This is a genomic window from Duganella sp. Root336D2, assembly GCF_001425005.1.
Classification (GTDB): Bacteria; Pseudomonadota; Gammaproteobacteria; order Burkholderiales; family Burkholderiaceae_D; genus Rugamonas.
Map to the genome: position 1 here is coordinate 37,088 of NZ_LMDB01000008.1, position 25,973 is coordinate 63,060.

Annotated in this window: 14 protein-coding genes; 12 read left to right on the forward strand and 2 right to left on the reverse strand. The window is 64.1% G+C overall.

Translation table 11 applies throughout. The features are described from left to right. The first annotated feature begins 189 nt into the window (after nucleotides 1–189). From ASD07_RS09095 to ASD07_RS09105, 3 genes are all read left to right on the forward strand, one after another. Complete coding sequence (locus tag ASD07_RS09095) at nucleotides 190–8,745, forward strand: GH36-type glycosyl hydrolase domain-containing protein (protein ID WP_373922078.1); 8,556 nt, start codon at nucleotides 190–192, stop codon at nucleotides 8,743–8,745. Between the two features lie 122 nt (nucleotides 8,746–8,867). Next, the gene (locus ASD07_RS09100) at nucleotides 8,868–10,709 is read left to right on the forward strand and encodes a M1 family metallopeptidase (RefSeq protein WP_307143641.1); all 1,842 of its coding nucleotides are present in this window, start codon (nucleotides 8,868–8,870) and stop codon (nucleotides 10,707–10,709) included. Between the two features lie 2 nt (nucleotides 10,710–10,711). Next, nucleotides 10,712–12,319 carry a serine hydrolase gene (locus ASD07_RS09105; protein ID WP_055928454.1) on the forward strand — a complete coding sequence of 536 codons (1,608 nt, stop codon included), beginning with the start codon at nucleotides 10,712–10,714 and terminating at the stop codon, nucleotides 12,317–12,319. Between the two features lie 157 nt (nucleotides 12,320–12,476). On the opposite strand, the gene ASD07_RS09110 is transcribed toward ASD07_RS09105, so the two are convergent. Further along, on the reverse strand, nucleotides 12,477–13,334 hold the full coding sequence (locus ASD07_RS09110; protein ID WP_055928377.1) for an ABC transporter substrate-binding protein: 858 nt from the start codon (nucleotides 13,332–13,334) through the stop codon (nucleotides 12,477–12,479). Nucleotides 13,335–13,337: 3 nt separating this feature from the next. Further along, the gene (locus ASD07_RS09115) at nucleotides 13,338–14,153 is read right to left on the reverse strand and encodes a class I SAM-dependent methyltransferase (RefSeq protein ID WP_055928380.1); all 816 of its coding nucleotides are present in this window, start codon (nucleotides 14,151–14,153) and stop codon (nucleotides 13,338–13,340) included. 240 nt (nucleotides 14,154–14,393) lie between these two features. Here ASD07_RS09115 and ASD07_RS09120 point away from each other — a divergent pair, with 240 nt between their 5' ends. Genes ASD07_RS09120 through ASD07_RS09160 form a run of 9 tightly spaced genes read left to right on the forward strand, consistent with a single transcriptional unit; the run spans nucleotide 14,394 to nucleotide 25,973 of the window. After that, complete coding sequence (locus ASD07_RS09120) at nucleotides 14,394–16,028, forward strand: TldD/PmbA family protein (protein WP_055928383.1); 1,635 nt, start codon at nucleotides 14,394–14,396, stop codon at nucleotides 16,026–16,028. Between the two features lie 15 nt (nucleotides 16,029–16,043). Next, nucleotides 16,044–17,381, forward strand: a complete 1,338-nt coding sequence (locus ASD07_RS09125) for a TldD/PmbA family protein (RefSeq protein WP_055928386.1) — start codon at nucleotides 16,044–16,046, stop codon at nucleotides 17,379–17,381. Nucleotides 17,382–17,437: 56 nt separating this feature from the next. Further along, nucleotides 17,438–19,075 (forward strand): TldD/PmbA family protein, encoded by a 1,638-nt coding sequence (locus ASD07_RS09130; RefSeq protein WP_055928388.1) that lies wholly within the window; start codon nucleotides 17,438–17,440, stop codon nucleotides 19,073–19,075. An 11-nt stretch (nucleotides 19,076–19,086) separates the two neighbouring features. Continuing rightward, nucleotides 19,087–20,421 (forward strand): TldD/PmbA family protein, encoded by a 1,335-nt coding sequence (locus tag ASD07_RS09135; protein ID WP_055928391.1) that lies wholly within the window; start codon nucleotides 19,087–19,089, stop codon nucleotides 20,419–20,421. A gap of 3 nt (nucleotides 20,422–20,424) precedes the next feature. Continuing rightward, the gene (locus ASD07_RS09140) at nucleotides 20,425–21,045 is read left to right on the forward strand and encodes a DUF4159 domain-containing protein (protein ID WP_055928395.1); all 621 of its coding nucleotides are present in this window, start codon (nucleotides 20,425–20,427) and stop codon (nucleotides 21,043–21,045) included. Then, nucleotides 21,042–22,043: a MoxR family ATPase gene (locus ASD07_RS09145; protein WP_055928396.1), complete on the forward strand. Its 1,002-nt coding sequence runs from the start codon at nucleotides 21,042–21,044 to the stop codon at nucleotides 22,041–22,043. Before ASD07_RS09140 ends, ASD07_RS09145 begins: the two co-directional genes overlap by 4 nt. Before the next feature lie 3 nt (nucleotides 22,044–22,046). Then, complete coding sequence (locus tag ASD07_RS09150) at nucleotides 22,047–22,937, forward strand: DUF58 domain-containing protein (protein WP_055928399.1); 891 nt, start codon at nucleotides 22,047–22,049, stop codon at nucleotides 22,935–22,937. Then, nucleotides 22,934–23,926 (forward strand): BatA domain-containing protein, encoded by a 993-nt coding sequence (locus ASD07_RS09155; protein ID WP_055928402.1) that lies wholly within the window; start codon nucleotides 22,934–22,936, stop codon nucleotides 23,924–23,926. Before ASD07_RS09150 ends, ASD07_RS09155 begins: the two co-directional genes overlap by 4 nt. Beyond that, complete coding sequence (locus ASD07_RS09160; protein WP_229207103.1) at nucleotides 23,910–25,973, forward strand: DUF4175 domain-containing protein; 2,064 nt, start codon at nucleotides 23,910–23,912, stop codon at nucleotides 25,971–25,973. The genes ASD07_RS09155 and ASD07_RS09160 overlap by 17 nt, the downstream gene beginning before the upstream one ends.

A 25,973-nucleotide genomic window follows, 5' to 3' on the forward strand; every position in this document is an offset into this window, starting at 1 on the left:
GCGAACAGTCGTAAGTCGTGCGCCCGCCTAACATGCCTTGGACCATACTGCCCGTCTGCGCGGCAGTTCTAAGAATAAGTGTGAGGCCCACCCTTGAAAGAGCATCCTTTTTTATGGCCGGCCGCAAGTGCCGGGTTCAAGGAATCAGAATCGGGGTCCCTTGAAAAAGGGACCGGTGAGGAAGACGATTTGCCCCTGCGCGGTGAGCTGTTCAGCGCGCAGCAAATGGAACAGCATGGCCGTGCACTGGCTGCAAGCCATGAACTCAGCAAGCGCGGTGGCGGGGACCGCCTGCTTGCGCGGCTCAGTGAAAACGAAGCGCTGATCGGTTCAACCTGCGAAGGCCTGACCGAAGCGGTCAAGGAAGGCCGGCAGATCACGCCCGCTTCCGAATGGCTGCTGGATAACTTCTACCTGATCGAAGACCAGATCCGCACCGCGCGGCGCCACCTGCCGAAAGACTACAGCAAGGAATTGCCGCGCCTGGCCAAAGGCGCGCCGCAGGGCACGCCGCGCGTCTACCAGATCGCGCTGGAGATCATTGCCCATGGCGACGGCCGCGTTGATCCGGAGAGCCTGAGCCGTTTCGTGGAAGCCTACCAGGAAGTGGCGACGCTGAAACTGGGCGAGCTGTGGGCGATCCCGATCATGCTGCGCCTGGCGTTGATCGAGAACCTGCGCCGGGTGGCTGCGCGCGTGGCGGAAAACCGCTTCCAGCGCGACCTGGCCAATAGCTGGGCCGACCAGATGGTGGAGATCGCCGACAAGAATCCGAGCGGCTTGATCCTGCTGGTGGCCGACATGGCGCGCTCCGAGCCGCCGATCACCAGCGGCTTCGTGGCCGAACTGGCGCGCCGCTTGCAAGGGCAAAGCCCGGTGCTGACCCTGGCGCTGAACTGGATCACCTACCGCCTGGCGGAAACCGGCCAGACCATCGAGCAGCAGATCCAGGCCGAAATCCATATGCAGGCTGCGGAGCAGGTGTCGATTGCCAACAGCATCGGCAGCCTGCGCTTCCTCAGCACCATGGACTGGCAGGAGTTTGTCGAGACCATGAGCGTGGTCGAGCAGACCTTGCGCCAGGATCCTGCCGGTACTTATCCGGACATGGACTTTTCCACGCGCGACCAGTACCGCCACAGCGTGGAACGCATGGCGCGCTATTCGCAGGCAACGGAGGCGGAGGTGGCGCAGCAGGCGCTCGAGCTGGCGCGCACGCGGGCCGGCGACCTTGACACACGCCTGCATCACGTAGGCTATTACCTGGTGGGCGAAGGCATGCTGCTGATGGAGCGCCAGGTCGGCGTGCGCCTGCCGCCCCTGCGCTCGCTGAAGCGCACCATGCGCACCTCGCCGCTGTTGTCCTATCTCGGCGCGATCGGCGCACTGTCCGTGATCGCCACTGCGCTGATGCTGGAACGCGCCTGGCGCGATGGCGTGCAGCCGTGGGCGCTGGTGGTACTGGGCATCCTTGGCCTGATGGGCAGCAGCCAGCTGGCACTGGCCCTGGTCAACTGGGTCGCCACGCTGTTTGTCGAGCCGCGGCCATTGCCGCGCATGGACTTCCAGAACGGCGTGCCGCCGGATGCGCGCACCGTGGTGGTGGTGCCAACCTTGCTGTTCAGCCGTGAAAACGTCGATGAACTTTGCGAGCAGCTTGAAGTGCGCTTCCTTGCCAACCGCGACCCCAACCTGCGTTTTTGCCTGCTGACCGACTTCGCCGATGCGCAGGAAGAGACGCTGCCGACCGATGCAGCTTTGACCGAGCGTGCGGCCGCCAATATCGCGCGCCTGAACCTGAAATATACGGAGCAGGGCGGGCCGGCGCCTTTCCTGCTGCTGCATCGCGCGCGCCGCTGGAACGCGGCGCAGCGGGCCTGGATGGGCGAGGAGCGCAAGCGCGGCAAGCTGTCCGACCTGAACCGCTTCATGCGCGGCGGGGCGCAGGATGCCTTCTCGCTGATCGTTGGCGATATCGACGACCTGCCTGCCTTTAAGTATGTGATCACGCTGGATAGCGACACCCAGTTGCCGCGCGATGCGGCACGCCAGTTTGTCGCTACCATGCGCCATCCGCTCAACCTGCCGCGTATCGACCAGCGCCTGCGGCGCGTGGTGGCCGGCTATGGCATCCTGCAGCCGCGGGTGGCAGTCAGCTTGCCGAGCGAAGACGCGTCGCGCTATGAAAAGCTGTGCGGCGGCGAGCCTGGCATCGATCCCTATACCCGTACCGTCAGCGACGTATACCAGGACGTGTTTGCCGAAGGCTCTTTCATCGGCAAGGGTATCTACGATGTCGACGTGTTCGAGGAAGTACTGGGCCGGCGCTTGCCGCATAACCGCATCCTGAGCCACGACTTGCTGGAAGGCTGCTACCTGCGCGCCGGCCTGCTGAGCGATGCGCAGCTCTATGAACATTACCCGGCGCGCTATCGCGATGACGTGAGCCGGCGCCAGCGCTGGATGCGTGGCGACTGGCAATTGCTGCCATGGCTGATGCGGCGCGTGCCGCTGGCCGGCGGCAAGCACGAAAGCAATCCGCTGTCCGCCCTGTCGCGCTGGAAGCTGTTCGACAACCTGCGCCGCAGCCTGGTGGCGCCGGTCCTGACATTGTCGCTGCTGATGGCTTTTGCCGCCCTGCCGCATCCATGGTTCTGGGCCTTGGCCGTGCTGGCGATTATCTTCCTGCCGCCGCTGGTGAGCGCCGTCTACGATTTGCTGCACAAGCCGGACGACACGCTGTGGAGCCAGCATGCGCCGGCATCGCTGCGCCGCAGCGGCTTGCAGTTCGCGCACGCACTGCTGACGCTGGTGTTCCTGCCGTATGAAGCCTACATCAGCCTGGATGCCATCGTGCGCACCGGCTGGCGCCTGCTGGTATCGCGGCGCCGTTTGCTGGAATGGCGTGCGTCCGGGCTGTCGCGCTCGGGCACCAGCCTGGCCAGCAACTGGCGCACCATGTGGATTGCGCCGCTGCTGGCCCTGGGTGCCGGGGCTGGCCTGGCGGTACTGCGCCCGCAGGCGTTTCAGGCGGCGCTGATTTTCGTCGCTGCCTGGTTCGCATCGCCGCTGGTGGCCTGGTGGATCAGCCTTCCCATTGCACGCGTGCAGCGGGCCTTGAAGGAAGACCAGAACCAGTTCCTGCACAAGCTGTCGCGCAAGACCTGGCTGTGGTTTGAGACCTTTGTCGGCCCGGAAGACAACTGGCTGCCGCCCGATAATATGCAGGAGCATCCGACCCAGGTGGTGGCGCACCGTACCTCGCCCACCAATATGGGGATGGCGCTGCTGGCCAACCTGACCGCTTACGATTTCGGCTACATTAGCGGCGCCCAGCTGGCGGCACGCACGGCCAGCACCCTGGACAGCATGGCGCAGCTGGAGCGGCACCAGGGCCACTTCTACAACTGGTACGACACCCAGTCGATGAAGCCGCTGCACCCGATCTATATTTCCACCGTCGACAGCGGCAACCTGGCAGGCCACCTGCTCACGCTGCAGGCTGGCCTGGTCGGCATTGCCGAACTGCCCATCGTGCACCCGAACCTGGCGCAAGGCCTGGCCACTACCTGTTCCCTGCTGCGCGAAGCCGCTGCTTCGGCCGGCAGTGTGGCGGCCGATGCGCTGGCCGCGCTGGAGGCAGCCGTTGCTGCGCCGCCGGCGGCCTATCCGCCAAGCCTGCGGCAGGCGCGCAGCTGGCTGGTGCGCGCTTGCGAAGGCGCCGAACAATTCCTGCGCCAGGCGTCGGTGCCGCTCGACCCGCAGGTAGCCGCATGGGCTGGCGCCCTGCATTCGCAATGCCGCAGCATGCTGGAAGAGCTGGATGGCTTCGCGCCCTGGATCACGGCGCAAACCGAGGCGCAATACGACACCACGCTCGATCGCGTGCCGACCCTGCGTGAACTGGCCAGCTGGCCTTTGCCCGGCGCCGCGCTGAGCGACCTGGCGCCGGACGAGCGCGAACGCCAGCAGCAGCTGGCAACGCTGGTGGAGCAGGGGGCGGCACGCGCGCGCGAACGGCTCGACATGCTGAACCGCCTGTCGCACCAGGCCAATGAATTCGCCCAGTGCGAGTATGGCTTCCTGTACAACCAGACCACGAAATTGCTGGCTATCGGCTACAACCTGAGCGAGCGGCGACTGGATGCGAGCTGCTACGACTTGCTGGCCTCCGAAGTGCGGCTGGCCAGTTTCGTCGCCATCGCGCAAGGGCAGCTGCCGCAGGAGCACTGGTTCGCCATGGGGCGCCAGCTGTGCATGGTGCATGGCCAGCCGGTACTGCTGTCGTGGAGCGGCTCGATGTTCGAGTACCTGATGCCGCTGCTGGTGATGCCGACCTACCCAAGTACGCTGCTGGAGCAGACATACCAATCGGTGGTGGCGGCGCAAGTGGAATACGCAAAGCAGCGCAACGTGCCGTGGGGGATTTCGGAGTCGGGCTACAACACCACCGACGCGGCGCTGAACTACCAGTACCGCGCATTCGGCGTGCCGGGCATCGGCCTGAAGCGCGGCCTGGCGGAAGATCTGGTGGTAGCGCCCTACGCCACCATGCTTGGCCTGATGGTCGATCCTGATAGCTCCTGCCAGAACCTGCAGAAGATGGCGGCCATGGGCTTCATGGGCCGCTACGGCTTTTACGAGGCGATCGATTACACGGCGGCGCGCCTGCCGCGCGGCCAGCAATACGCCATCATCAAGTCCTTCATGGTGCACCACCAGGGTATGGGCCTCCTGGCGCTGAGCTATGTGCTGAACGATCGCCCGATGCAGCGCCGGTTCGAATCCGACCCGCTGCTGCAATCGACCTTGCTGGTGCTGCAGGAGCGCAGCCCGCGCATCGGCGCCTTCCATTCGGCCAGCGCGGAGCAGGCCTCGGTGCGCAGCACGGTGCCGGACCAGGCTGCGCCGATGCGGATCACAAGCCAGCATACGCCGGCGGTGCCGGAAACCCAGCTCCTGTCGAATGGCCGCTACCATGTGATGGTGAGCAGCGCCGGCGGCAGCTACAGCCGCTGGAACAATCTTGCGGTGACGCGCTGGCGCGAGGACAGCACGCGCGACAACTGGGGCCAGTTCTGCTACGTGCAGGATGTGGAGGACGGTGCGGTCTGGTCCACCACATACCAGCCGACCCAGGCCGAGCCGAAACGGCTGGAAGTGATCTTCTCCGAAGGCCGGGCCGAGTTCCGCCGCAGCGACAACGAGATCGAACTGTACACGGAAATCGTGGTATCGCCGGAAGATGATATCGAGATGCGGCGCACGCGAATTTCCAACCATTCCGACCGGCGCCGCACCATCGAGGTCACCAGCTTCGGCGAAGTGGTGATGGCGCCGGCGCCGGCCGATAACGCGCACCAGGCGTTCAGCAAGCTGTTCGTGCAGACCGAGATCGTGGAAGACGAAAGCGCCATCCTGTGCACGCGCCGTCCGCGCGGCAAGGACGAAAAGACGCCATACCTGCTGCACGTGATGACGGTGCACGATGCGCAGGTGCAGCAGGTGTCGTATGAAACCGACCGCGCGCGCTTCATAGGCCGCGGCAACACGGCGCAGCTGCCGTTGGCGGTGCAGCAGCCGGGGCCGCTGTCCGGCAGCGAGGGTTCGGTGCTCGATCCGGTGGTGGCGATCCGCTACCGCATTGCGCTGGAGCCGGGCCAGGTGTCGGTGGTCGACGTGGTGACCGGCATGACCGATACGCGCGACGCGGCGCAATACCTGATCGACAAGTACCAGGACCGCCACATGGCGGACCGCGTGTTCGAACTGGCATGGACCCATAGCCAGGTGGTGCTGCGGCAGCTGAATGCCAGCGAGGCCGAGGCCCAGTTGTATGCGCGGCTGGCCAACCATGTGATTTATCCAAATGCGGCGCTGCGGGCGGACTCCGGCATCCTGATCCGCAACCAGCGCGGCCAGTCCGGCCTGTGGGCCTATGCGATTTCCGGCGACTTGCCGATCGTGCTGATGGAAATCCGCGATGCCGCCAATATCGAACTGGCGCGGCAGCTGGTGCAGGCGCACGCCTACTGGCGCCTGAAAGGGCTGGTGGTGGACCTGGTGATCTGGTACGAAGACCGTTCCGGCTACCGCCAGGCGCTGCATGACCAGATCATGGGGCTGATTGCGTCGGGCCTGGATGCGCAGGCGATCGACCGGCCGGGCGGCATCTTCGTGCGGCCGACGGAAGGCATCGCACCGGAAGACCGCGTGCTGCTGCAGACCGTGGCACGCGTAGTGCTGAGCGATGAACGCGGCACGCTGGCCGATCAATTGAAGCGCGGCGTGGCGCCCACGCTGCGCATGCCGCCGTTGATGGCGGAAGGGCGCTCCGAGCCGGCGGAGCGTGACGCTGCAGCGGGCGTGACCTTGCCGGACGACCTGATCCTGGTGAACGGCCTGGGCGGCTTTACGCCGGACGGCAAGGAGTATGTCATCGCCACCAGTGCCGGGCAACGCACGCCGCTGCCATGGTCGAATGTGATCGCCAACGCGCAATTCGGCAGTGTGGTGTCGGAAAGCGGCCAGGCCTATACCTGGCAGGAGAATGCACACGAATTCCGCCTGACGCCATGGCATAACGATCCGGTGTCGGATTCGAGCGGCGAGGCGTTCTACCTGCGCGATGAACAGAGCGGCCGTTTCTGGTCGCCGTCTGCCTTGCCTGCGCCGGGCGCCGGCAGCTACCTGACGCGCCATGGCTTCGGCTATTCCTCGTTCGAATACGCAGAAGCCGGCATCAGCAGCCGCATGACCACCTTCGTGGCGCTGGACGCGCCGGTGCGCTACACGGTGATCCGCGTACGCAATGATTCCGACGCGGTGCGCAAGCTGTCGGTGACGGGCTATGTCGAGTGGGTGCTGGGCGATATGCGCTCCAAGTCGGGCATGCATATCGTGACCGAGATCGATCCGGTGAGCGGCGCGCTGTTTGCGCGCAATGCCTACAACACCGAATTCTCCGGCCGCGTAGCCTTCTTCAATGCCGACGCTTCGGTGCGCACCGTGACGTGCGATCGTACCGAATTCATCGGCCGCAATGGCAGCCTGGCGCGGCCGGCGGCGCTGCGGCGGGTGCGTTTGTCGGGCAAGGCCGGCGCCGGGCTCGATGCCTGCGCAGCGATTCAGGCGCCGTTCGAATTGCAGCCGGGGCAGGAACGCGAGATTGTGTTCGTGCTGGGCATGGGCGGCCGCCGCAACGCCGACGCCACCAATGTGGTGCAGCGCCATGGCGGGCGCGGCGCGGCGCTGCAGGCGCTGGGCGAAGTGCATGAACATTGGGACAAGGTGCTGGGCGCGGTGCAGGTCCAGACGCCCGAGCCGGAACTGGACGTGCTGGCCAACGGCTGGCTGATGTACCAGACCATCGCCTGCCGCATGTGGGCGCGCAGCGGCTACTACCAGAGCGGCGGCGCGTTCGGCTTCCGCGACCAGCTGCAGGATGCGATGGCGATGGTGCACACGCGCCCCGATATCCTGCGCGAGCACCTGGTCCTGTGCGCGGCGCACCAGTTCGTGGAAGGCGATGTGCAGCACTGGTGGCATCCGCCATCCGACCGCGGCGTACGCACGCACTGCTCGGACGACTACCTGTGGCTGCCGCTTGCAGCCTGGCGCTATGTCTCTAGTACCGGCGACCTGTCGGTGCTGGACGAGCAGGCGCATTACCTGGAAGGCCGTTCAGTGCAGCCGGAAGAAGACTCCTATTACGACATGCCGGGCCGCTCGGCCCATGCCGGCGACCTGTACGAACACTGCGTGCGCGCCATCCGGAATGGCCTGCGCTTCGGCGAGCATGGTTTGCCGCTGATCGGTTCCTGCGACTGGAACGATGGCATGGACAAGGTCGGCGAACATGGCAAGGGCGAGAGCGTGTGGCTGGCCTGGTTCCTGATCGAAGTGCTGCAGCGCTTTGCCGAAGTGGCGGAGAAGCGCGATGATGCCTCCTTCGCCAACGAATGCCGCGAGCAGGCCAGACAGCTTGCCGCCAACATCGAAGCCAATGCCTGGGACGGCCAGTGGTACCGCCGCGCCTATTTCGACGACGGCACGCCGCTCGGCTCCGCGCAGAACGAGGAATGCCAGATCGATTCGATTTCGCAAAGCTGGGGCGTGCTGACCGGCGCCGCCGACAAGGCGCGCGTGGAAGGCGCAATGGAGCAGGTGGAAGCACGGCTGGTGCGGCGTGATTTCGGCCTGATCCAGCTGCTTGACCCGCCGTTCGACAAGGCCGACCTGAACCCCGGCTACATCCGCGGCTACGTGCCGGGCGTGCGCGAGAACGGCGGGCAGTACACGCACGCTGCCATCTGGACCGTGATGGCCTTTGCGCGGCTGGGCGACGTGGAACGCGCCTGGGACCTGATGCGGATGATCAACCCGGTACGGCACGGCTCCAGCGCGGAAACCTGCGCACGCTACAAGGTGGAGCCGTATGTGGTGACCGCCGACGTGTACGCCGTCGAACCGCATGTGGGCCGCGGCGGCTGGAGCTGGTACACCGGTTCTTCCGGCTGGATGTACCGCCTGCTGCTGGAATCCCTGCTCGGCCTGACGCGCCAGGCCGACAAGCTGCTATTGGCCCCGCGCCTGCCGGCCGCGTGGCCGGGCTTCACGCTGCACTACCGCTACGGCAGCAGCACCTACATCCTGCGCGTCACCCGCGGCGAAGCGAGCGCCGCGCCAACAGAGATTGCGCTGGTCGACGATGGCACAACCTACGAGATAGATATAAAGGTGTAATTTGAAAGTCGGGGTCAGGTCTGGCAATCGGACATTTTGCTGCGCAAAATGTCCGATTGCCAGACCTGACCCCGACTTTAGGTGTGCTATCCTCTGCGCGCTTGTAACAACAGAGAGATGCCATGTTCCGACTGTCTATGCCTGCTGCCGCTGTGGTGGCTGCGTTTGCGTTGCCTGCGTGGGCGCAAGATCCGCTGAGCTTTGCGCGCTATGACCAGGTGCGCACCACCGACTTGCACCTGGACCTGAAAGCCGATTTCGCACGCAAGACGCTCGACGGCTATGCGGAACTGTCGCTGAACTGGATCGACAAGTCGGCGCGCACCCTGGTACTCGATACCCGCCAGCTGAAAATCGCACGCGTGCAGGTGCAGCAGCCTGGCGGCAACTGGGCACCGGCTTCGTTCATGCTCGACAAGCAGGACTCGAAGAAGGGCCGCGCCCTGCGCATCGCGCTGCAAACGCAGCCCGAGAAAGTGCGCATCTATTACCGCACCGCGCCGACGGCCAATGCCCTGCAGTGGATGAATCCCGAGCAGACGCTGTCGGGCAAGCGCCCCTTCATGTTCAGCCAGTCGGAGACGATCGAGGCGCGCTCCTGGGCGCCGGTGCAGGATACGCCGGCAGTGCGTTTCACCTACAGCGCCCACATCGACGCGCCGGCCGGCATGCGCGTGGTGATGAGCGCGGAGGGCGACCAGCACGCGACCGGCAAGGGCGGCTGGAACTTCAAGATGCCGCAGCCGATTCCATCCTACCTGCTGGCCATCGCCATCGGCGAAATCGAGTTGCGCAACCTCGGCCCGCGCACCGCAGTGTACGCGGAGCCAGGCCGTATCGACGCCGCAGCCTACGAGCTGGCCGACACCGAGAAGATGGTCAACGCGGCCGAAGCGCTGTACGGCCCTTATCGCTGGGGGCGTTACGACATGCTGGTGCTGCCGCCGTCGTTCCCGATCGGCGGCATGGAAAACCCGCGCATGACTTTCCTGACCCCGACCATGATCGCGGGCGACCGCAGCCTGAACGACCTGATCGCGCACGAACTGGCGCACAGCTGGTCCGGCAACCTGGTCACCAACGCCTCGTGGAAACACTGGTGGCTGAACGAAGGCTTTACCACTTACGTCACCACCCGCATCGTGGAGAGCCTGTACGGCAAGGACGTGGCCGACATGAACCTGCAGGTGGAGCAGGCCGAAGCCGTCGCCTCGCTGAAGGACATCGCGCCGGCCAAGCAAGCCTTGCTGACCAAGGATGCCGACACCAATCCGGACACCTACACCGACGAGGGGCTGGCTTATCCGAAAGGCGCCTGGCTGCTGCATACGCTGGAGCAGCGCGCCGGCCGCGAAGTGTTCGATCCCTTCCTGCGCGGCTGGTTCGACCAGCATGCCTTCCAGTCGGCGACGACGGGCGAATTCGTCGATTACCTGCGCAAGAACCTGCTGGCGAAAAATCCGGCCATCATGGGCGACGCGGAGCTCGATGAATGGCTGCACGGCAGCGGCATCCCGGCCAGCGCGCAGTATGTGAATTCGGCGCGCCTGGCTGCGCTGGACGCCAAGCGCGACGCCTGGCTGAAGGGCGAGCTGGCGACCAGCACGCTGGAGACGCAGCAGTGGATCGCGCTGGAGTGGATGCACTTCCTGAACGGCATCGACAGCAAGGCCAATGCGGCGCAAATGAAGGAGCTGGATGAGGCCTTCAAGCTGCGCGATACGAAGAACAATGAAATCGGCTTCCGCTTCCTGCTGGCGTCGGTGCATGCCGGCTATGGCGTGCGTGAGCCGCTGAATGCCTTCCTGATGAGCGTGGGCCGGCAGAAGTTCGTGGTCCCGCTGTACAAGGCGCTGCTGAACAACCCGAACGAAGCGTCCTGGGCCAAGGGCGTCTATGCCAAGGCACGCCCGCGCTACCACCCTGAGACCCAGGGCTCCGTCGATAAACTGCTGAAGAAATGACCATGCTGCTGAAGAAACCTCTCGCCGCCCTGTTCATGCTGGCCTTCGCGGCCAGCGCCGCCATCGGTGCGCCGGCTGTCGCCGCAGCGGAAGGCGCGGTCGCTGCAGCAGCTGCCAGTGCGCCGGCCTTCGACCTGGACCGCGACGTCAACCTGGCGCTTAAAACTTTCGACGTTCCCGGCATCGCCATCGCCATCGTCAAGGACGGCAAGGTGGTGGCGGCCAAAGGTTTCGGCGTGCGCAGGCTGGGCGACCCGGCGCCGGTAACCGGCAAGACCCTGTTCGAGATTGCCTCCAACTCGAAGGCCTTTACCGCTGCCGAACTGGCGCAACTGGTGGACGAGGGAAAGCTGGCCTGGGACGATCCCGTCACCAGGCACCTGCCTGGTTTCCAGATGGCTGACGCCTACGTGACCCACACCATGACCGTGCGCGACCTGCTGGTGCACCGCAGCGGCCTGGGGCTGGGTGCGGGCGACTTGCTGTGGTGGCCGACCACCACCTTCAGCACCGATGAAATCATCGAGCGCCTGCGCAATGTGAAGCTGGCCACCAGTTTCCGCAACAACTACGCCTACGACAACCTGCTGTACATCGTGGCCGGCAAGATCATCGCGCAGAAGTCCGGCAAGAGCTGGGAAGACGCCACCCGCGAACGCATCCTGGCGCCGCTGGGCATGAGTGGTTCCACCACCAACGTGGACGAAATGCTGAAGACGGCCGACTATTCGGCGCCGCACAGCAAGGTCAATGGCAAGGCCGCCGTGGTCAAGCCGATGCCGGTGCAGAACGCCGTGGGCGCGGTCGGCATCCAGACCAATGCCGAAGATATTGCCAAGTGGATGCAGGTCCTGCTCAACGAAGGCAAGATGGAAAACGGCAAGCAGCTGTTCAGCGCCAAGCAGGCGCGCGAAATGTGGACGCCGCAGACGCCGATGAAGATCAGCGAGCCGAAACCGCCGCTGGCCGCCACCAGGGCTAACTTCGCCGCGTACGGCCTGGGCTTCCAGCTGCGCGACTACCGCGGCCGCAAGCTCGCCATGCACGGCGGCGCGCTGCAGGGCTTCTATTCGCGCATCGTGATGGTGCCGGAGGAAAAACTGGGCGTGGCGATCTTCACCAATGCGGAAAACGGTCCGTCCATGAGCGCGCTGCAGTGGCGCATCCTGGACAACTACATGGGCGCGGCGCCGACCGACTGGATCAAGGTCTATGCCGAGATGGAAGCCGAAATGCACAAGGACGAACTGGCGCGCCAAGGCAAGCTGACTGCAGCGCGCGCGGCGGCATCCAAGCCTTCGCTGCCGCTGGCTTCCTACAACGGCGACTACCAGGACGACTGGTATGGCACGGTGAGCATCAGGCAGGCGGGCGGCAGGCAGCTGATGACCTTCAGCCGCACGCCGGACCTGAGCGGCACGCTGGAACACTTCCAGCACGACACCTTCATCGTGCGCTGGAAGGAGCGCAATTTCAATGCGGACGCCTACGTGACGTTCGCGCTGAATCCGGACGGCTCGATCGAGCGCATGAAGATGGCGCCGGTGTCCACCGAGACCGATTTCAGCTACGACTTCGCCGATTTGTCCTTTACTCCGCTGAAAAAATGACACAATTGCGACAATATTGAAACGAAGTGTGAGATTCATTCATGTGCGCATGACGCATAATATCGCTAGTTTGCGCACATGGGAGAATGAATGACTAGCTTGATCGTTTCAATTGCCGCCGTTTTGGGAGGTCTGGTCGTCGCCGGCTATGGCTTTGTCACTTTGATGAGCCGCCTGCAGTCCCGCTAGGAAGTTCCAGCTCGAATACCTTGCGCTTGCGCGCCGCGATCTCCGCCAGCGCGCGCTGGAAAGCCGGGTAGCCGTTCAACAGCTTGTCGAAACTGCCATCGGCTTGCGCCAGTTTCAACCCCCTCTCCACCCGCTGCGCCATTGCCTTGTTGTCCTTGCCGACAAAGAAATAGAACGGCACGCGGTAATGCAGGAAGATGGTCGGCTCCACCATCAATCCATCCTTGCCATACACCTGTTCTTCAGCCCAGGCTTCGTGCACGCCGCGCGGCATGTAGTCGAAGCGCCTGGCTTTCAGCATCGGGAACAGGGAACTGTAATTGACCGTCGTTTCCACCGGCAAGCGGTTATGGCGCAATACGTCCACCGAAGGCCAGTTCAGGCCCGCGCCGGCGGTGAGCTTGCGCAGGTCGGCCAGGCTGCGTACGTCGTGGAAGCGCGCCTCATCTTCCTTGCGGATCATGAAGACGCGGTAATCATTCAAATCGCGCACCAGGGAGATGCGAATCGGCAGCAAGTCGCGTTCGCGCTGGGCGTTGGTGCCGTCCCACATGATGTTGATGACGCCATTGCGTTTGAGCTCCAGGGCGCGCCGCGGGCTGGTCAGTTCGTAGGGATAGAACTCGATCGAGAACGGGCCGTCGGTCTTTTCCAGCGCGAGGCGCAGCAGCAGGTGGAAGTAGGTGACCTGCACTTCGGAGCCCGGGGTGACCGACGGCAGGACGAAGCGCATCAGCGGCGCGTTGGCCGCGCCGCCGGCGTTGGCCAGGGTGGAAGCTGCCGCCAGCAGCAGGCCGGCGGCAGCGCATTGCAGCTTTTTCAGCACTGATTACTGAGGCTTGACGAACTTCAGCGTCATGCGGTCGCTCTCGCCGATAGCCGCGTATTTGGCACGGTCCTTGTCCTTGTTGGTGAAGGTTGGCGGCAGCGCCCAGACGCCGTTTTCGTGGTTGGCATCATCCTTTGCATTGGCGTTGACGTCGGACTTGGCCACCAGTTTGAAGCCGGCCTGCTCGGCCATCTTGATCACGTAGGCTTCGTGCATATAGCCGGAGCTGGCTTTGGCGTCCTGGCTCATCGCAGCCGGCAGGCGGTGCTCTTCCACGCCGAACACGCCGCCTGGCTTCAGGCTGTCGTAAATGCTGGCCATCAGCTTCTTCATGTTTTCGTCGCCGGTGCCGATCCAATTGTGGATATTGCGGAAAGTGAGCACCATGTCGGCGCTGCCTTTCGGCGCGTAGGTGTAAACGCCATTGCCTGGCTCAAAGGCGCCCAGCACCACTTTGTCGCGACCCGGTTGCCTGGCCAGGAATTCCTGGAAGCGTTCGGCCGACTTGCGCACGCGTTCATCGGCCGATTGCGGGCTGGAGCCGGCGGTAATCAGCTTGCCCTGGTCACGCAGGTAAGGCGCCAGGATTTCGGTGTACCAGCCGCCGCCTGGCGACAGTTCGACCACCGTCATGTTCGGCTTGATGCCGAAGAAGGTCAGGGTCTCGTATGGATGGCGGAACTGGTCGCGTTTGACGTTGTCGGCGTTGCGGGTCGGGTTGGCGATTGCGGCTTTCAAGGCAGGATCTGCCCATGCAACGCCGGAAAAACTGGTGAAGCCTACGGCCAGCAGGCCGGCCAGGACGTACTGTTTCATTCAGGAGTCTCCTTTTTTCGTTGGGCAGGCGACGCAGCGAGTCCGGTCGCCCGGGACTTGATGATCGTGCAAGCTGAGCGCCGGGTCAAGTGTCCGCGCGGACGGTGTGCGGACACTCGACCGGACACTTTTCGCCGATATGTTTCAGCTTTGTACAAGCTTTACACAATGGCACAAAAATTGCGTACGATTTGATTCCTGCAAGCTGTCTTAGGTCATAACGATAACCCTGGAGAGACTATGGAACGACGTGCATTCCTCAACATGAGCGGCGGTGCAATGGCTGCCATGATGATGCCTTTTGGCCGCGCCATTGCGGCCGACGAGCTGATCAAGCCCGTGGAAGTGAAGTTCAAGAAGATGCTGGCAGATACCGCGCTGACCGCGGCCACCCAGGCCGGCGCCAGCTACTGCGACGTGCGCATCGGCCGCTACCTGAACCAGTTCATCACCACCCGTGACCTGAACATCGAAAACGTCACCAATACCGAATCCGCAGGCGTGGGCGTGCGCGTGATCGCGAGCGGCGCCTACGGCTTTGCCGCCACCAGCGATATGTCGCCGGACGGCGTGGCCGGTGCCGCGCGCCAGGCGGTCGCCATCGCCAAGGCCAATGCCAAGCTGCAGGCTGCGGGCGTGCAGCTGGCGCCGACGCCGGGCGTGGGCGAGGTGTCGTGGGCCACCCCGATCAGGAAAGACTGGCGCACGGTGCCGATCAAGGAGAAGGCCGACCTGCTGATCACCGCCAACAAGGGCGCGCTGGAGGCCGGTGCCTCTTTCATCCAGTCCTTGCTGTTCCAGGTCAACCAGCAGAAGTACTTCGCTTCCACCGACGGTTCCTACATCGACCAGGACCTGCATCGGCTGTGGGTGCCTTTCTTTGCTACCGCCGTCGACAAGGCGAGCGGCAAGTTCCGCAGCCGCTCCGACCTGGGCACTCCGGTCGGCATGGGCTACGAATACCTGGATGGCCGCAAGGAAGACAAGATCAAGGCTGCGGGCGGCGTCGCCACCCTGTACAACCGCTCCTACGACCTGGTCGAAGATGCGAAAGCCGCCGGCCGCCAGGCCAAGGAGAAGCTGACTGCCAAGTCGGTCGAGCCGGGCAAGTACGACCTGGTGCTGTCGCCGGAGCATATGTGGCTGACCATCCACGAATCCGTCGGCCACCCGACCGAACTGGATCGCGTACTGGGTTACGAGGCCAACTTCGCCGGCACCTCCTTCGCCACGCTGGACAAGCAGCAGTCGAAGAAATTCAAGTACGGTTCCGACCTGGTCAACATCGAAGCCGACAAGACCATCCAGGGCTCGCTCGGTGCCGTCGGTTTCGATGACGAAGGCGTCAAGTGCAAGAAGTGGGACATCATCAAGGACGGCATCCTGGTCAACTACCAGGCCACGCGCGACCAGGCGGCAGTGATTGGCGAAAAAGAATCGCACGGCTGCTCTTATGCGGACTCCTGGAGCAATGTGCAGTTCCAGCGCATGCCGAACGTTTCGCTCAAATCGGGCAAGAAGAAGCTGACCCCGGACGAACTGGTGAAAGACGTGAAGAAGGGCATCTACATCGTGGGCGCCGGTTCCTTCTCGATCGACCAGCAGCGCTACAACTTCCAGTTCGGCGGCCAGATGTTCTACGAGATCAAGGATGGCAAGATCGGCCAGATGCTGGAGGACGTGGCGTACCAGTCGAATACCCAGGAGTTCTGGAACGCGTGCACTGCCGTATGCGATGAGCGCGACTGGCGCATGGGCGGTTCCTTCTTCGACGGCAAAGGCCAGCCGATGCAGGTGAGCGCGGTGTCGCACGGTTCGTCGACTTCCCGCTTCAACGGCATCAATGTGATCAACACTGCCCGCAAGATCGGCTGAGCGTAAAGGACAACCATGAAGATCCTGAATCAGGAAGAGACCAAGCGCATCGCCGACAAGGTCATGTCGCTGAGCAAAGCCGATGAGTGCATCGTCACCATCAACGGCAGCCGCACCGGCAATATCCGCTATGCGCGCAATGCCGTATCGACCGCAGGCCTGGTGGAGAACACCCAGCTGTCCGTGGCTGTCGCTTTCGGCAAGAAGCAGGGCACGGCCGTGATCAACGAGTTCGACGACAAATCGCTGGCGAAGGCCGTTCAGCGCGCCGAAGAACTGGCCAGGCTGGCTCCGGAAAATCCGGAGTTCATGCCTACGCCGGACAAGCAGGCGTTCAAGGGCTCCGATACCTTCAGCAAGTCGACCGACGCGATCAATCCTGAGTACCGCGCGCAGGTGGCGGCGTACAGCATCGAGGCCTGCAAGAAGAAAGGCCTGGTTGCTGCCGGCTTCTTCACCGACCAGTCTTCGTTCGAAACAGTCGCCAACTCGCGCGGCGTGTTCGGCCACCAGTCGCAAACCGGCGTCGACTTCACCTGCACCGTGCGCACCGAAGACGGCCGCGGTTCGGGCTGGGTGCGCCGCGATGCGCAGGACGTGGCTCGCTTCGATCCGCGCGCGGCGGCCGAAGTCGCAATGGAAAAGGCGATCCGTTCGGCGGAAGCCAAGGCGCTGGAGCCGGGCCGCTACACGGTGATCCTGGAGCCTGCCGCAACGTCGGACCTGCTGGCCTTCATGTTCAATGGCTTCGATGCGCGTTCGGCCGACGAGGGCCGCAGCTTCCTGGCGAAGAAGGGCGGCGGCAACCGCATGGGCGACAAGCTGTTCGACGAGCAGGTGAACGTGTGGGCCGATCCGTGGGACAAGGACATCCCTGTGCTGCCTTGGGATAACCAGACCTTGCTGGCGCGCGAACGCATGGACATCATCAGGAACGGCAAGATCGCGTCGTTGAACTATTCGCCGTTCTGGGGCAAGAAGCAGGGCCAGCGTGCGGTGGGCCAGCCGGGCAATATCATCATGGCCGGCGGATCCAAGTCGACCGAGGAACTGATTGCCTCGACCAAGAAGGGTATCCTGGTGACCCGCACCTGGTATATCCGCATGGTCGATCCGCAGACTGTGCTGCTGACCGGGTTGACCCGCGACGGCACTTTCTACATCGAGAACGGCAAGATCAAACACCCGGTGAAGAACTTCCGCTTCAACGAAAGTCCGGTGACGATGTTGAACAATATTGAAGAACTGGGCCGCCCTGAGGTGCTGGCCGGCGACGAGTCGCAATTCCAGCTGCTGATTCCGGCCATGAAGGTGCGCGACTTCAACTTCACCTCTTTGTCTGACGCTGTTTAAGCAACCCCAACGCGCCGCCGCCTCCACGCGGCGGCGCTTATGATTCTGGAGTAAATGTGGAACGTAGATCCTTCCTGAAAGTCGCCGCTGCTGCCGGCGGCACCGTGCTGGTACCCGTCTTCGGCAACGCTATCGCCGCCGAAGATTTGATGAACCCGATGGCCCGCAAGTTCAAGAAAGAACTGGCCGACGCCGCACTGAACGCTGCCACCAAGGCCGGCGCCAGCTACTGCGACGTGCGCATTGGCCGCTACCTGAACCAGTTCATCACCACCCGCGACACCCGCGTAGAAAACATCGTCAACACCGAATCGACCGGTGTCGGCGTGCGCGTGATCGCCAACGGCGCCTACGGCTTTGCCGCCACCAACGCGATGACGATGGATGCGGTGGCTGATGCCGCGCGCCAGGCAGTCGCCATCGCGCGCGCCAACGCGCGCCTGCAATCCTCGCCGGTGCAACTGGCGCCGGTCAAAGGCGTCGGCGAAGTGGCATGGCAGACGCCTTTCAAAAAGGACTGGCGCGAAGTGCCGATCAAGGAAAAGGCCGACATGCTGTTGGCCGCAAACAAGGCAGGCCTGGACGCCGGCGCGTCCTTCATGACCGCCAACCTGTTCCAGGTCAACCAGCAGAAATACTTTGCTTCGACCGACGGTTCCTATATCGACCAGGACGTGCACCGCCTGTGGGCGCCGTTCACTGCCACGGCAGTGGACAAGGCGACCGGCAAGTTCCGCACGCGCGACGGGCTGTCTTCACCGGCCGGCATGGGCTTTGAATTCTTCGACGCCAAGCCGGAGCACAAGGTGCGTTCGGCTGGCGGCGTTACCCAGTTGTACAACGGCGGCTACGACATCATCGAAGACGCCAGGGCGGCCGGCAAGCAGGCGCGCGAGAAGCTGTCCGCCAAATCGGTCGAGCCGGGCAAGTACGACCTGGTGCTCAGTCCTGAACACCTGTTCCTGACCATCCACGAGAATGTCGGCCATGCGACCGAGCTGGATCGCGTGCTGGGCTACGAGGCCAACTACGCCGGCACTTCTTTCGCGACCTTGGATAAATGGAAGGGCAGGAATTTCAAGTACGGTTCCGACATCGTCAATATCGTCGCCGACAAGACCACCGCGGGATCGCTGGGCAATGTCGGCTACGACGATGAGGGAGTCGCTTCGAAGAAGTGGGACCTGATCCGCAACGGCATCCTGGTGAACTACCAGGCCACGCGCGACCAGGCGCACATCATCGGCGAGAAGGAGTCGCATGGCTGTTCGTATGCGGATTCCTGGAGCAGCGTGCAATTCCAGCGCATGCCCAACGTATCGCTGGAAGCGGGCAGGAAGCCGCTGTCGGTGGACGACATGGTCAAGGACGTGAAGAAGGGCATCTATATCCTGGGCCGCGGCTCCTACTCGATCGACCAGCAGCGCTACAACTTCCAGTTTGGCGGCCAGTTGTTCTACGAGATCAAGGACGGCAAGGTCGGCCAGATGCTGAACGACGTGGCCTACCAGTCGAACACCCAGGAATTCTGGAACTCCTGCTCGGCCATCTGCGACCAACGCGACTGGCGCATGGGCGGTTCGTTCTTCGACGGCAAAGGCCAGCCGAGCCAGGTCAGCGCCGTCTCGCACGGTTCCTCGACCACGCGCTTCAATGGCATCAATGTGATCAACACTGCCCGCAAGATTGACTAAGGACGCGATAGATGAAACTCCTGAGCAAAGACGAAGCAAAAAGCATCTGCGACAAAGTGATGGCCATGTCCAGGGCCGACGAGTGCCGCGTCAACCTGAGCGGCAGCCGCAAGGGCAATGTGCGCTATGCGAACAACAGCGTCTCCACTGCGGGACAGATTGAAGACACGACCCTGGTCGTCAGCGTCGCCTTCGGCAAGAAGCAAGGCTCCGCCACCTGCAACCAGTTCGACGCCAGGTCGCTGGAAGCTGCCGTGCGGCGCGCCGAGGAGATCGCGCGCCTGGCGCCGGAGAATCCCGAATTCATGCCGGCCGTAGGCAAACAGGACTTCAAGGCGACCGATACCTTCAACCGCAATGCGGAAGCGTTCAATCCCGACTACCGTGCCGACGTGGCGTTCGCCAGCATCGCGGCGGCGAAGAAGGCCGGCCTGCAGGCAGCCGGCTTCTTTAACGACAGCATCGGGTTCGATTGCGTCGCCAATTCGAACGGCGTATTCGGTTTCCAGGAACTGGGCGGCCTGAATTTCACCGTGACGACGCGCACGGACGACGGCCGCGGTTCGGGCTGGGTCAACCGCGCTGCCTATGATCCCAAGGCATTCGATCCGCGCGCGACCTCTGAAATTGCGATCGAGAAAGCGTTGCGCTCGGTGGATGCCAAGGCGCTGGAACCGGGCCGCTACACCGTGGTGATGGAGCCGGCGGCAACCAACGACCTGCTGAACTTCATGTTCAGCGCCTTCGATGCGCGTTCCGCCGACGAGGGCCGCAGCTTCCTGTCCAAGAAGGGTGGCGCCAATCGCCTGGGCGACAAGCTGTTCGACGAGCAGGTGAATGTCTGGACCGATCCGTGGGATGCCAATGCGCCGGTGCTGCCATGGGACCAGGGCTCGATGCAGGCGCGCGCGCGGCGTGACCTGATCAAGGGCGGCGTCATCACTTCGCTCGATTACAGCCGTTTCTGGGCGCAGAAGCAGCGCAAGGAATCGACTGCGCCAGCCGGCAATATCATCATGGCGGGCGGCTCCAGGTCGACCGAGGAACTGGTTGCTTCGACCAGGAAGGGCATCCTGGTGACCCGCACCTGGTATATCCGCATGGTGGACCCGCAATCGGTGGCACTGACCGGCCTGACCCGCGACGGCACGTTCTACATCGAGAACGGCAAGATCAAGCACCCGATCAAGAACTTCCGCTTCAACGACAGCCCGGTATCGATGCTGAACAACATCGATGAACTGGGCCGTCCGGTGCTGATCGGCGATACCGATACGCGCAAGCTGATGATTCCTGCAATGAAGGTGCGCGATTTCAACTTCACGTCGCTGTCCGACGCGGTGTAAGGAATGCCCGCCTACGATTTCTATTTCAGCCGCCTGACTTACGAGTCGGGCGATTGGGATGTCGATATCCGCATGCCGAGCAATGTGCTCAACTCACTGGTCGAATACACGACCCTGAAAGTTGATCCCGTTGAGCGCATTGTGGCCCTGTCCGACCCGAAGATGCTGGAAGCGCCGTTCTGCTACCTGGCCGGCCATAAGCTGGTGCAGTTCACGCCCGCCGAGCGCAAGAACTTCGAGCGCTACGTGCGGGGCGGCGGCTTTGTCTTCGTGGACGACTGCAACCACGATATCGACGGGCTGTTTGCGAAATCGTTCGAGGCGGAAGTGGCGAAAATCTTCGGCCCGAAAGCACTGCACAAGATCTCCAACAGCCATCCCTTGTATTCGGCTTTTTTCAAGTTCGACGGACCGCCGAATACCGGGGTGGAGCTGAATGGCTGGGGGGACGACCTGGTGCACGACTACCTGAAAGCCGTGGAATTCGGCGGCCGCATCAGGCTTTTGTACAGCAATAAGGACTATGGCTGCGAGTGGGATTATGATTTCCGCAACAAGCGTTGGCTGGCAATCGACAACACGCGCTTCGCAGTCAATATCATTCAATACGCGTTGGGGGCATGACCGTGGCTGAAAGCGGCTGGAGCGAAAATGAGATCGGCGTACTGAACGCCAAGGTAAAGGCACTGAAGGCGAGCATGGGCCGCGTCATCATCGGCCAGGAGGAAGTGATCGATTCGCTGGTCATCTGCCTGCTGGCCGGGGGACATGCGCTGGTGGAGGGCGTGCCCGGCCTGGGCAAGACCCTGCTGGTCAAATCGCTGGCGCAGGCGACCGACATGGAGTTCCGCCGCGTGCAGTTCACGCCGGACCTGATGCCGTCCGATATCGTCGGCACCGAGATCCTGGAGGAGGACCATGCGACGCGCAAGCGCGAGTTCCGCTTCCAGCAAGGTCCGGTATTCACGCAAGTGCTGCTGGCGGACGAGATCAACCGCGCCCCGCCCAAGACCCAGTCGGCGCTGCTGGAAGCGATGCAGGAACGCTCGGTGACCTTTGCCGGCCAGACGCACAAGCTGCCGCGCCCATTCTTCGTGCTGGCAACGCAGAATCCGATCGAACAGGCTGGTACCTATCCGCTGCCGGAGGCGCAACTGGACCGCTTCCTGCTGCACATCGATGTCGGCTATCCGACTGAAGACGAAGAGATTGCGATGGTGTCCGCCACGACGCACGCCGGCCTGAAAGATGCCGAGCCGGCGATGGATGTGGAAACCTTGCTGCGCCTGCAGGCGCTGGTGCGCGATATCGAGATCGGCGAGCACCTTTTGCGGTATGCAACGCGCCTGGTGCGCGCTACGCGCCCGCGCGAGACGACAGTGGAAGCGGTCAAGAAGCACGTCGGGTGGGGCGCCGGCCCGCGCGCAGGTCAGGCGCTGGTGTTGGCGTCGAAGGCACGCGCGCTGATGCAGGGCCGGCTGGCGGTGACGCGTGAGGATATCGGCCACATGCTGCTGCCGGTGCTGGCGCACCGCGTGCTGCGCAACTTCGAAGCGGAAGCGGACGGCATTGCAATTGCCGACATCCTGGCCGCATTGCACGACGCAATCAAGCCCGGGTAAGCAATGCTGGAAACACCTGCGCTGCTGGCGCATTCCGCCGATCTCGAGCTGGTGATCCGCCACGTGCTGGCTGGTCTCGGCCATGGCATCCATGCGGGGCGCGAACGCGGCGCCGGTGTGGAGTTCTCGGAATACCGTGCCTATGCGCCGGGCGACGAGTGGCGGCGCGTCGACTGGAAGCTGCTGGCGCGCGCCGATCGCTACTACGTGCGCGAGGCGGAGCGCGACAGCCATGTTGCGGCCTGGCTGGTGCTGGACGCTACCGCTTCGATGGCGGAGCCAAGCCGGCGGGTTGATGGACTGAGCAAGCATTGGTATGCGCGCACGGCGCTGGCTTGCGTGGCGGCGATTGCCCAGCGCCAGGGCGATGCCTTCGGCCTGCTGGTGGTTTCCAACGGCAAGGTCGAATTCACGCAAGCCTCGCGCGGACCGCGCCATTTGCAGCGCGTTCTGGCGGCCTTGCAGCGCGCCACGCCATCCGGCGAACTGCCCGATGCCGAAACCCTGCGCGCCAGCCTGCATTTCGCACGCTCGCAAAGCATGGTGTTTGCCGCAACGGATGCATTGGACTGGCCTTCGCCGCTGGGCCAAGCGCTGGTTCGCCTGCGCCATATGCGGCACGACGTGCGCTTGCTGGCCTTGCGTACCGAGGCTGAAGTCGAAGCGGGCTTCGCCACCGGCCATGCCTATCGCGACCCGGAACAGGGAATCCGCCTGCACAGCTTTACCCGCGCCGGCCGCGACGGATACCGCACGGCGCTCGAATCGCACTTCTCTGCCGTACGCGCCGCATGCCGCCGGCATGACCTGCCGTTGTGCGAAGCGCGGATTGAGCAGCCGCTTGGCGAAGTACTGCGCACGTGGCTGAGGACTCCGGAGGCGCGCAGGCCATGACCAGCATGCAGCCTTTATGGTGGTTTGCCTTGCCGGTGCTGTTGCTGCCGCTGTGGTGGCATATGCGCAAGCGCGAGCGCACGCGCACCGACTTGCTGGCCACTGCCCGCTTCCTGCCCGCCGCTGCGCCGCAGCAGCAACGGGTGCTGCGCTGGACCGAAGTGCCGCTCCTGCTGGTGCGGCTGGCGTTGCTGGCTGTGCTGATCGCCTGGATGGCGGTGCTTGCCATGCCGTGGAAGGGCGACACGGTGTTTATCGATCCATCGCTTGTATCTTCGCCGTGGGCTGCGCAGCAGGTGCAGTCGGCTGCAATGAGTGGCGCCGCGCGCGCGCCGCTGCCCGCCGACCTGTGGAATTGGCTGGCCCGCAACGAGCACGAATGGCGCCCCGAGGCACGCTTCCTCATCCTCGCCCCCCGTGCCGCCATGCCCGCGCTTCCCCCGCGCCTGGCCCACGCGGCCGACCTGCGGCTCGCCCCGCCGGTTGCGGCTGGCACGCCTGCTCCGCCCCGCGAGCGCCACGTCGTCGTCGCTGCGCCGGCCGAGCGCCTGCCGCACTGGCAAGCCCTGTTCGCTGCCTTCGACACCGCTGCCGACGGTGCGAGCCGCTATATGATTTCCGATACGCCGACAGCTGCGACCGAGCTGATCGTCTGGGACCGCACGGACAAGGAACCGCCGGCCGCCTGGACGGCCCGCCTCTGGTGGCGTACCGCCAGCACTACTGGACAGACGCCATCCGCGCAAGGCCTCACCTGGACCGCCCCGCAATGGCCATTGCAGGACGTCGACGCCGCACGCGCGCTCTACGAGCGCTGGCAGGCGGCGACCGCGCAGCCGGCCCCCTACCCAATGCCTGCGCAAACCCTGGCAGCCGGGCGCAAGGTGCCGCTGGCAACGCCGCTGGGCCGTTCTCCGGAATGGCTGGCGCTAGCCATGCTGGCATTGTTCGCGCTCGAAAGGATCCTTACCCATGCCCGCCGCCGCTGACCACATGGCCAGCGTGCGCCAACGCATGCTGCAAGCCCTGATCCGCCGCCGCTTTGCAAGCTGGCTGCTGCCATTGCTGCCTGCGGCTGCGCTGGCTGCTTCGGTACTTGCTGGTGCCTTCGGTGCCGTCACTCCAGTCACGCTTACCGTCCCCCTCGCAATGGCCGCCGCCGTCATGCTCTGGGCCGCAATCGACTTCGCGCTGTGGCGCAGGCGCATCGACGAGCAACTGCCAGCCTGGCTGAACGATGCAATTCCCGAGCTGGAAGACAGTAGCGCCATGCTGGCCGCGGCCCCGCAAACCCCGCTCGGCAGCCTGCAGCGCAGCCGCCTGCTCAAGCGCATCGGCCGGGCCCTCAACGACGAACGCCTGCGCAGCATTGCAAGCCGGAAGGCCCGTTTCAACGCGATCCCGCTAGCGTTGGCGCTGGCCGCTGCCGCCAGCGCCTGGGCATATGCCGCGGCCTATAGCCCGCGGCACGCGGTAGCCGCCGGTGCAGGACCAACTGCGCAGGCAGCAATCAGCGCCGCCGGTATCAAGCTGTACGCCGCGCCTCCTGCATATACCGGCGTGAAGCCAAGCGAAGGCGCACCGCGCGACCTGCAAATTCCCCAGCACAGCAAAGTGCGCTGGTGTGCGCTCAATGCCGACGCTATCGTCGAACTTGGCGACGGCCAATCGCTGCCGGCCGAAGCAGGCAAATGCGCCGAATGGATCGCCAGCGACGCCATTTTCTGGCGCAGCCGCCTCAACGCAAGCCAGCGCTACACAATCCGCGTGACGCCCGACCTGGCGCCGCAGGTCGCAATCGTCGCGCCAAATGAATCGGTCAGCGTGCTGAAGCCGGATGCCCAAAGCGCGCAGATCAACATCAGCGTCAGCGACGACTATGCCGTCGCCAGGGCTACCCTGCATATGACCCTGGCGCGCGGCAGCGGCGAGAACATCCGCTTCACCGACAAGGAAAGCCCGCTCCCGGCATCAGCCGACCCGCGCAAGCGCAGCTGGAACAAACAGTGGATGCTGAAAGAACTCGGCATGGAACCCGGCGACGAACTGTACTTCTTCGTGCGCGCCAGCGACAACGCTCCGGTGCCGCATATCGCTCAATCGCCTACCTATACGCTGCGCCTGCCCGGCCAGCAAGGCGAAGCCCTCGAATCGACGGCATTGCCATCGATGGTGAAACCGGAGAACCTGCGCAGCCAGCGCCAGATCATCATCGATACCGAACAACTGGTCGCTGATGCTCCGCGCCTCGCTGCAGTGGAACTGCGCGCCCGCAGCGAGAAGATCGCCGGCGACCAGGCCAAGCTGCGCCTGCGCTACGGCCAGTTCCTGGGCGAGGAATCGTCCCTGTTCGGCGAGGAGGAGCACGGCGATGGCGACGAACATGGTGGGGCCGGCACCCAAGGCGCAGCCGGCTTTGGCAGCGGCAATATCGCCGCGCAGTTCGGCCATGCGCACGACCAGGAAGGCAACGCCACCATCTTCGACCCGGCGACCAAGGAAGTGCTGCGCCGTGCTTTGCGGGCAATGTGGGACGCTGAAAAGCAGCTTCGCGCCATCGCGCCCAGGCCGGCTTTGCCGCCTGAGTACAAGGCGCTTGGCGCCATCAAGGAATTACAGCAGGCGGAACGCGTCTACCTGCATCGCACGGCCTTCGTGCCGCCGGCTATCAAGGAAGAGAAGCGCATGACCGGCGAGATGGCTGGCGCCTCCAGCTACCGCCGCGCCCAGGGCGCTGCCAACGAATTGGTACCGGCAGACGTACGCGAACTGGTGCAAGCCCTGGGCGGCGATGGCGCGTTGCCCGCCCTGTGGAGCAAGGCAGCACGGGAAGCAGTGGCGCGTATCGGCGATGAAGAACAACGCCTGTCCGCGCAAGGCGCCGTGCAGGACGTGGCCGACGGATGCCTGCCCTGCCGCGCCCAGCTGCGTGCCTGGTTGCGTGCCACGGTGCGGCAGCCGGCCGTGCTGCTGCAGGCACGGCCGCAAGCGCAGACGAAATTCGGCCGGGCTTTGCTGGGGAAGGGCGCGCCGTGA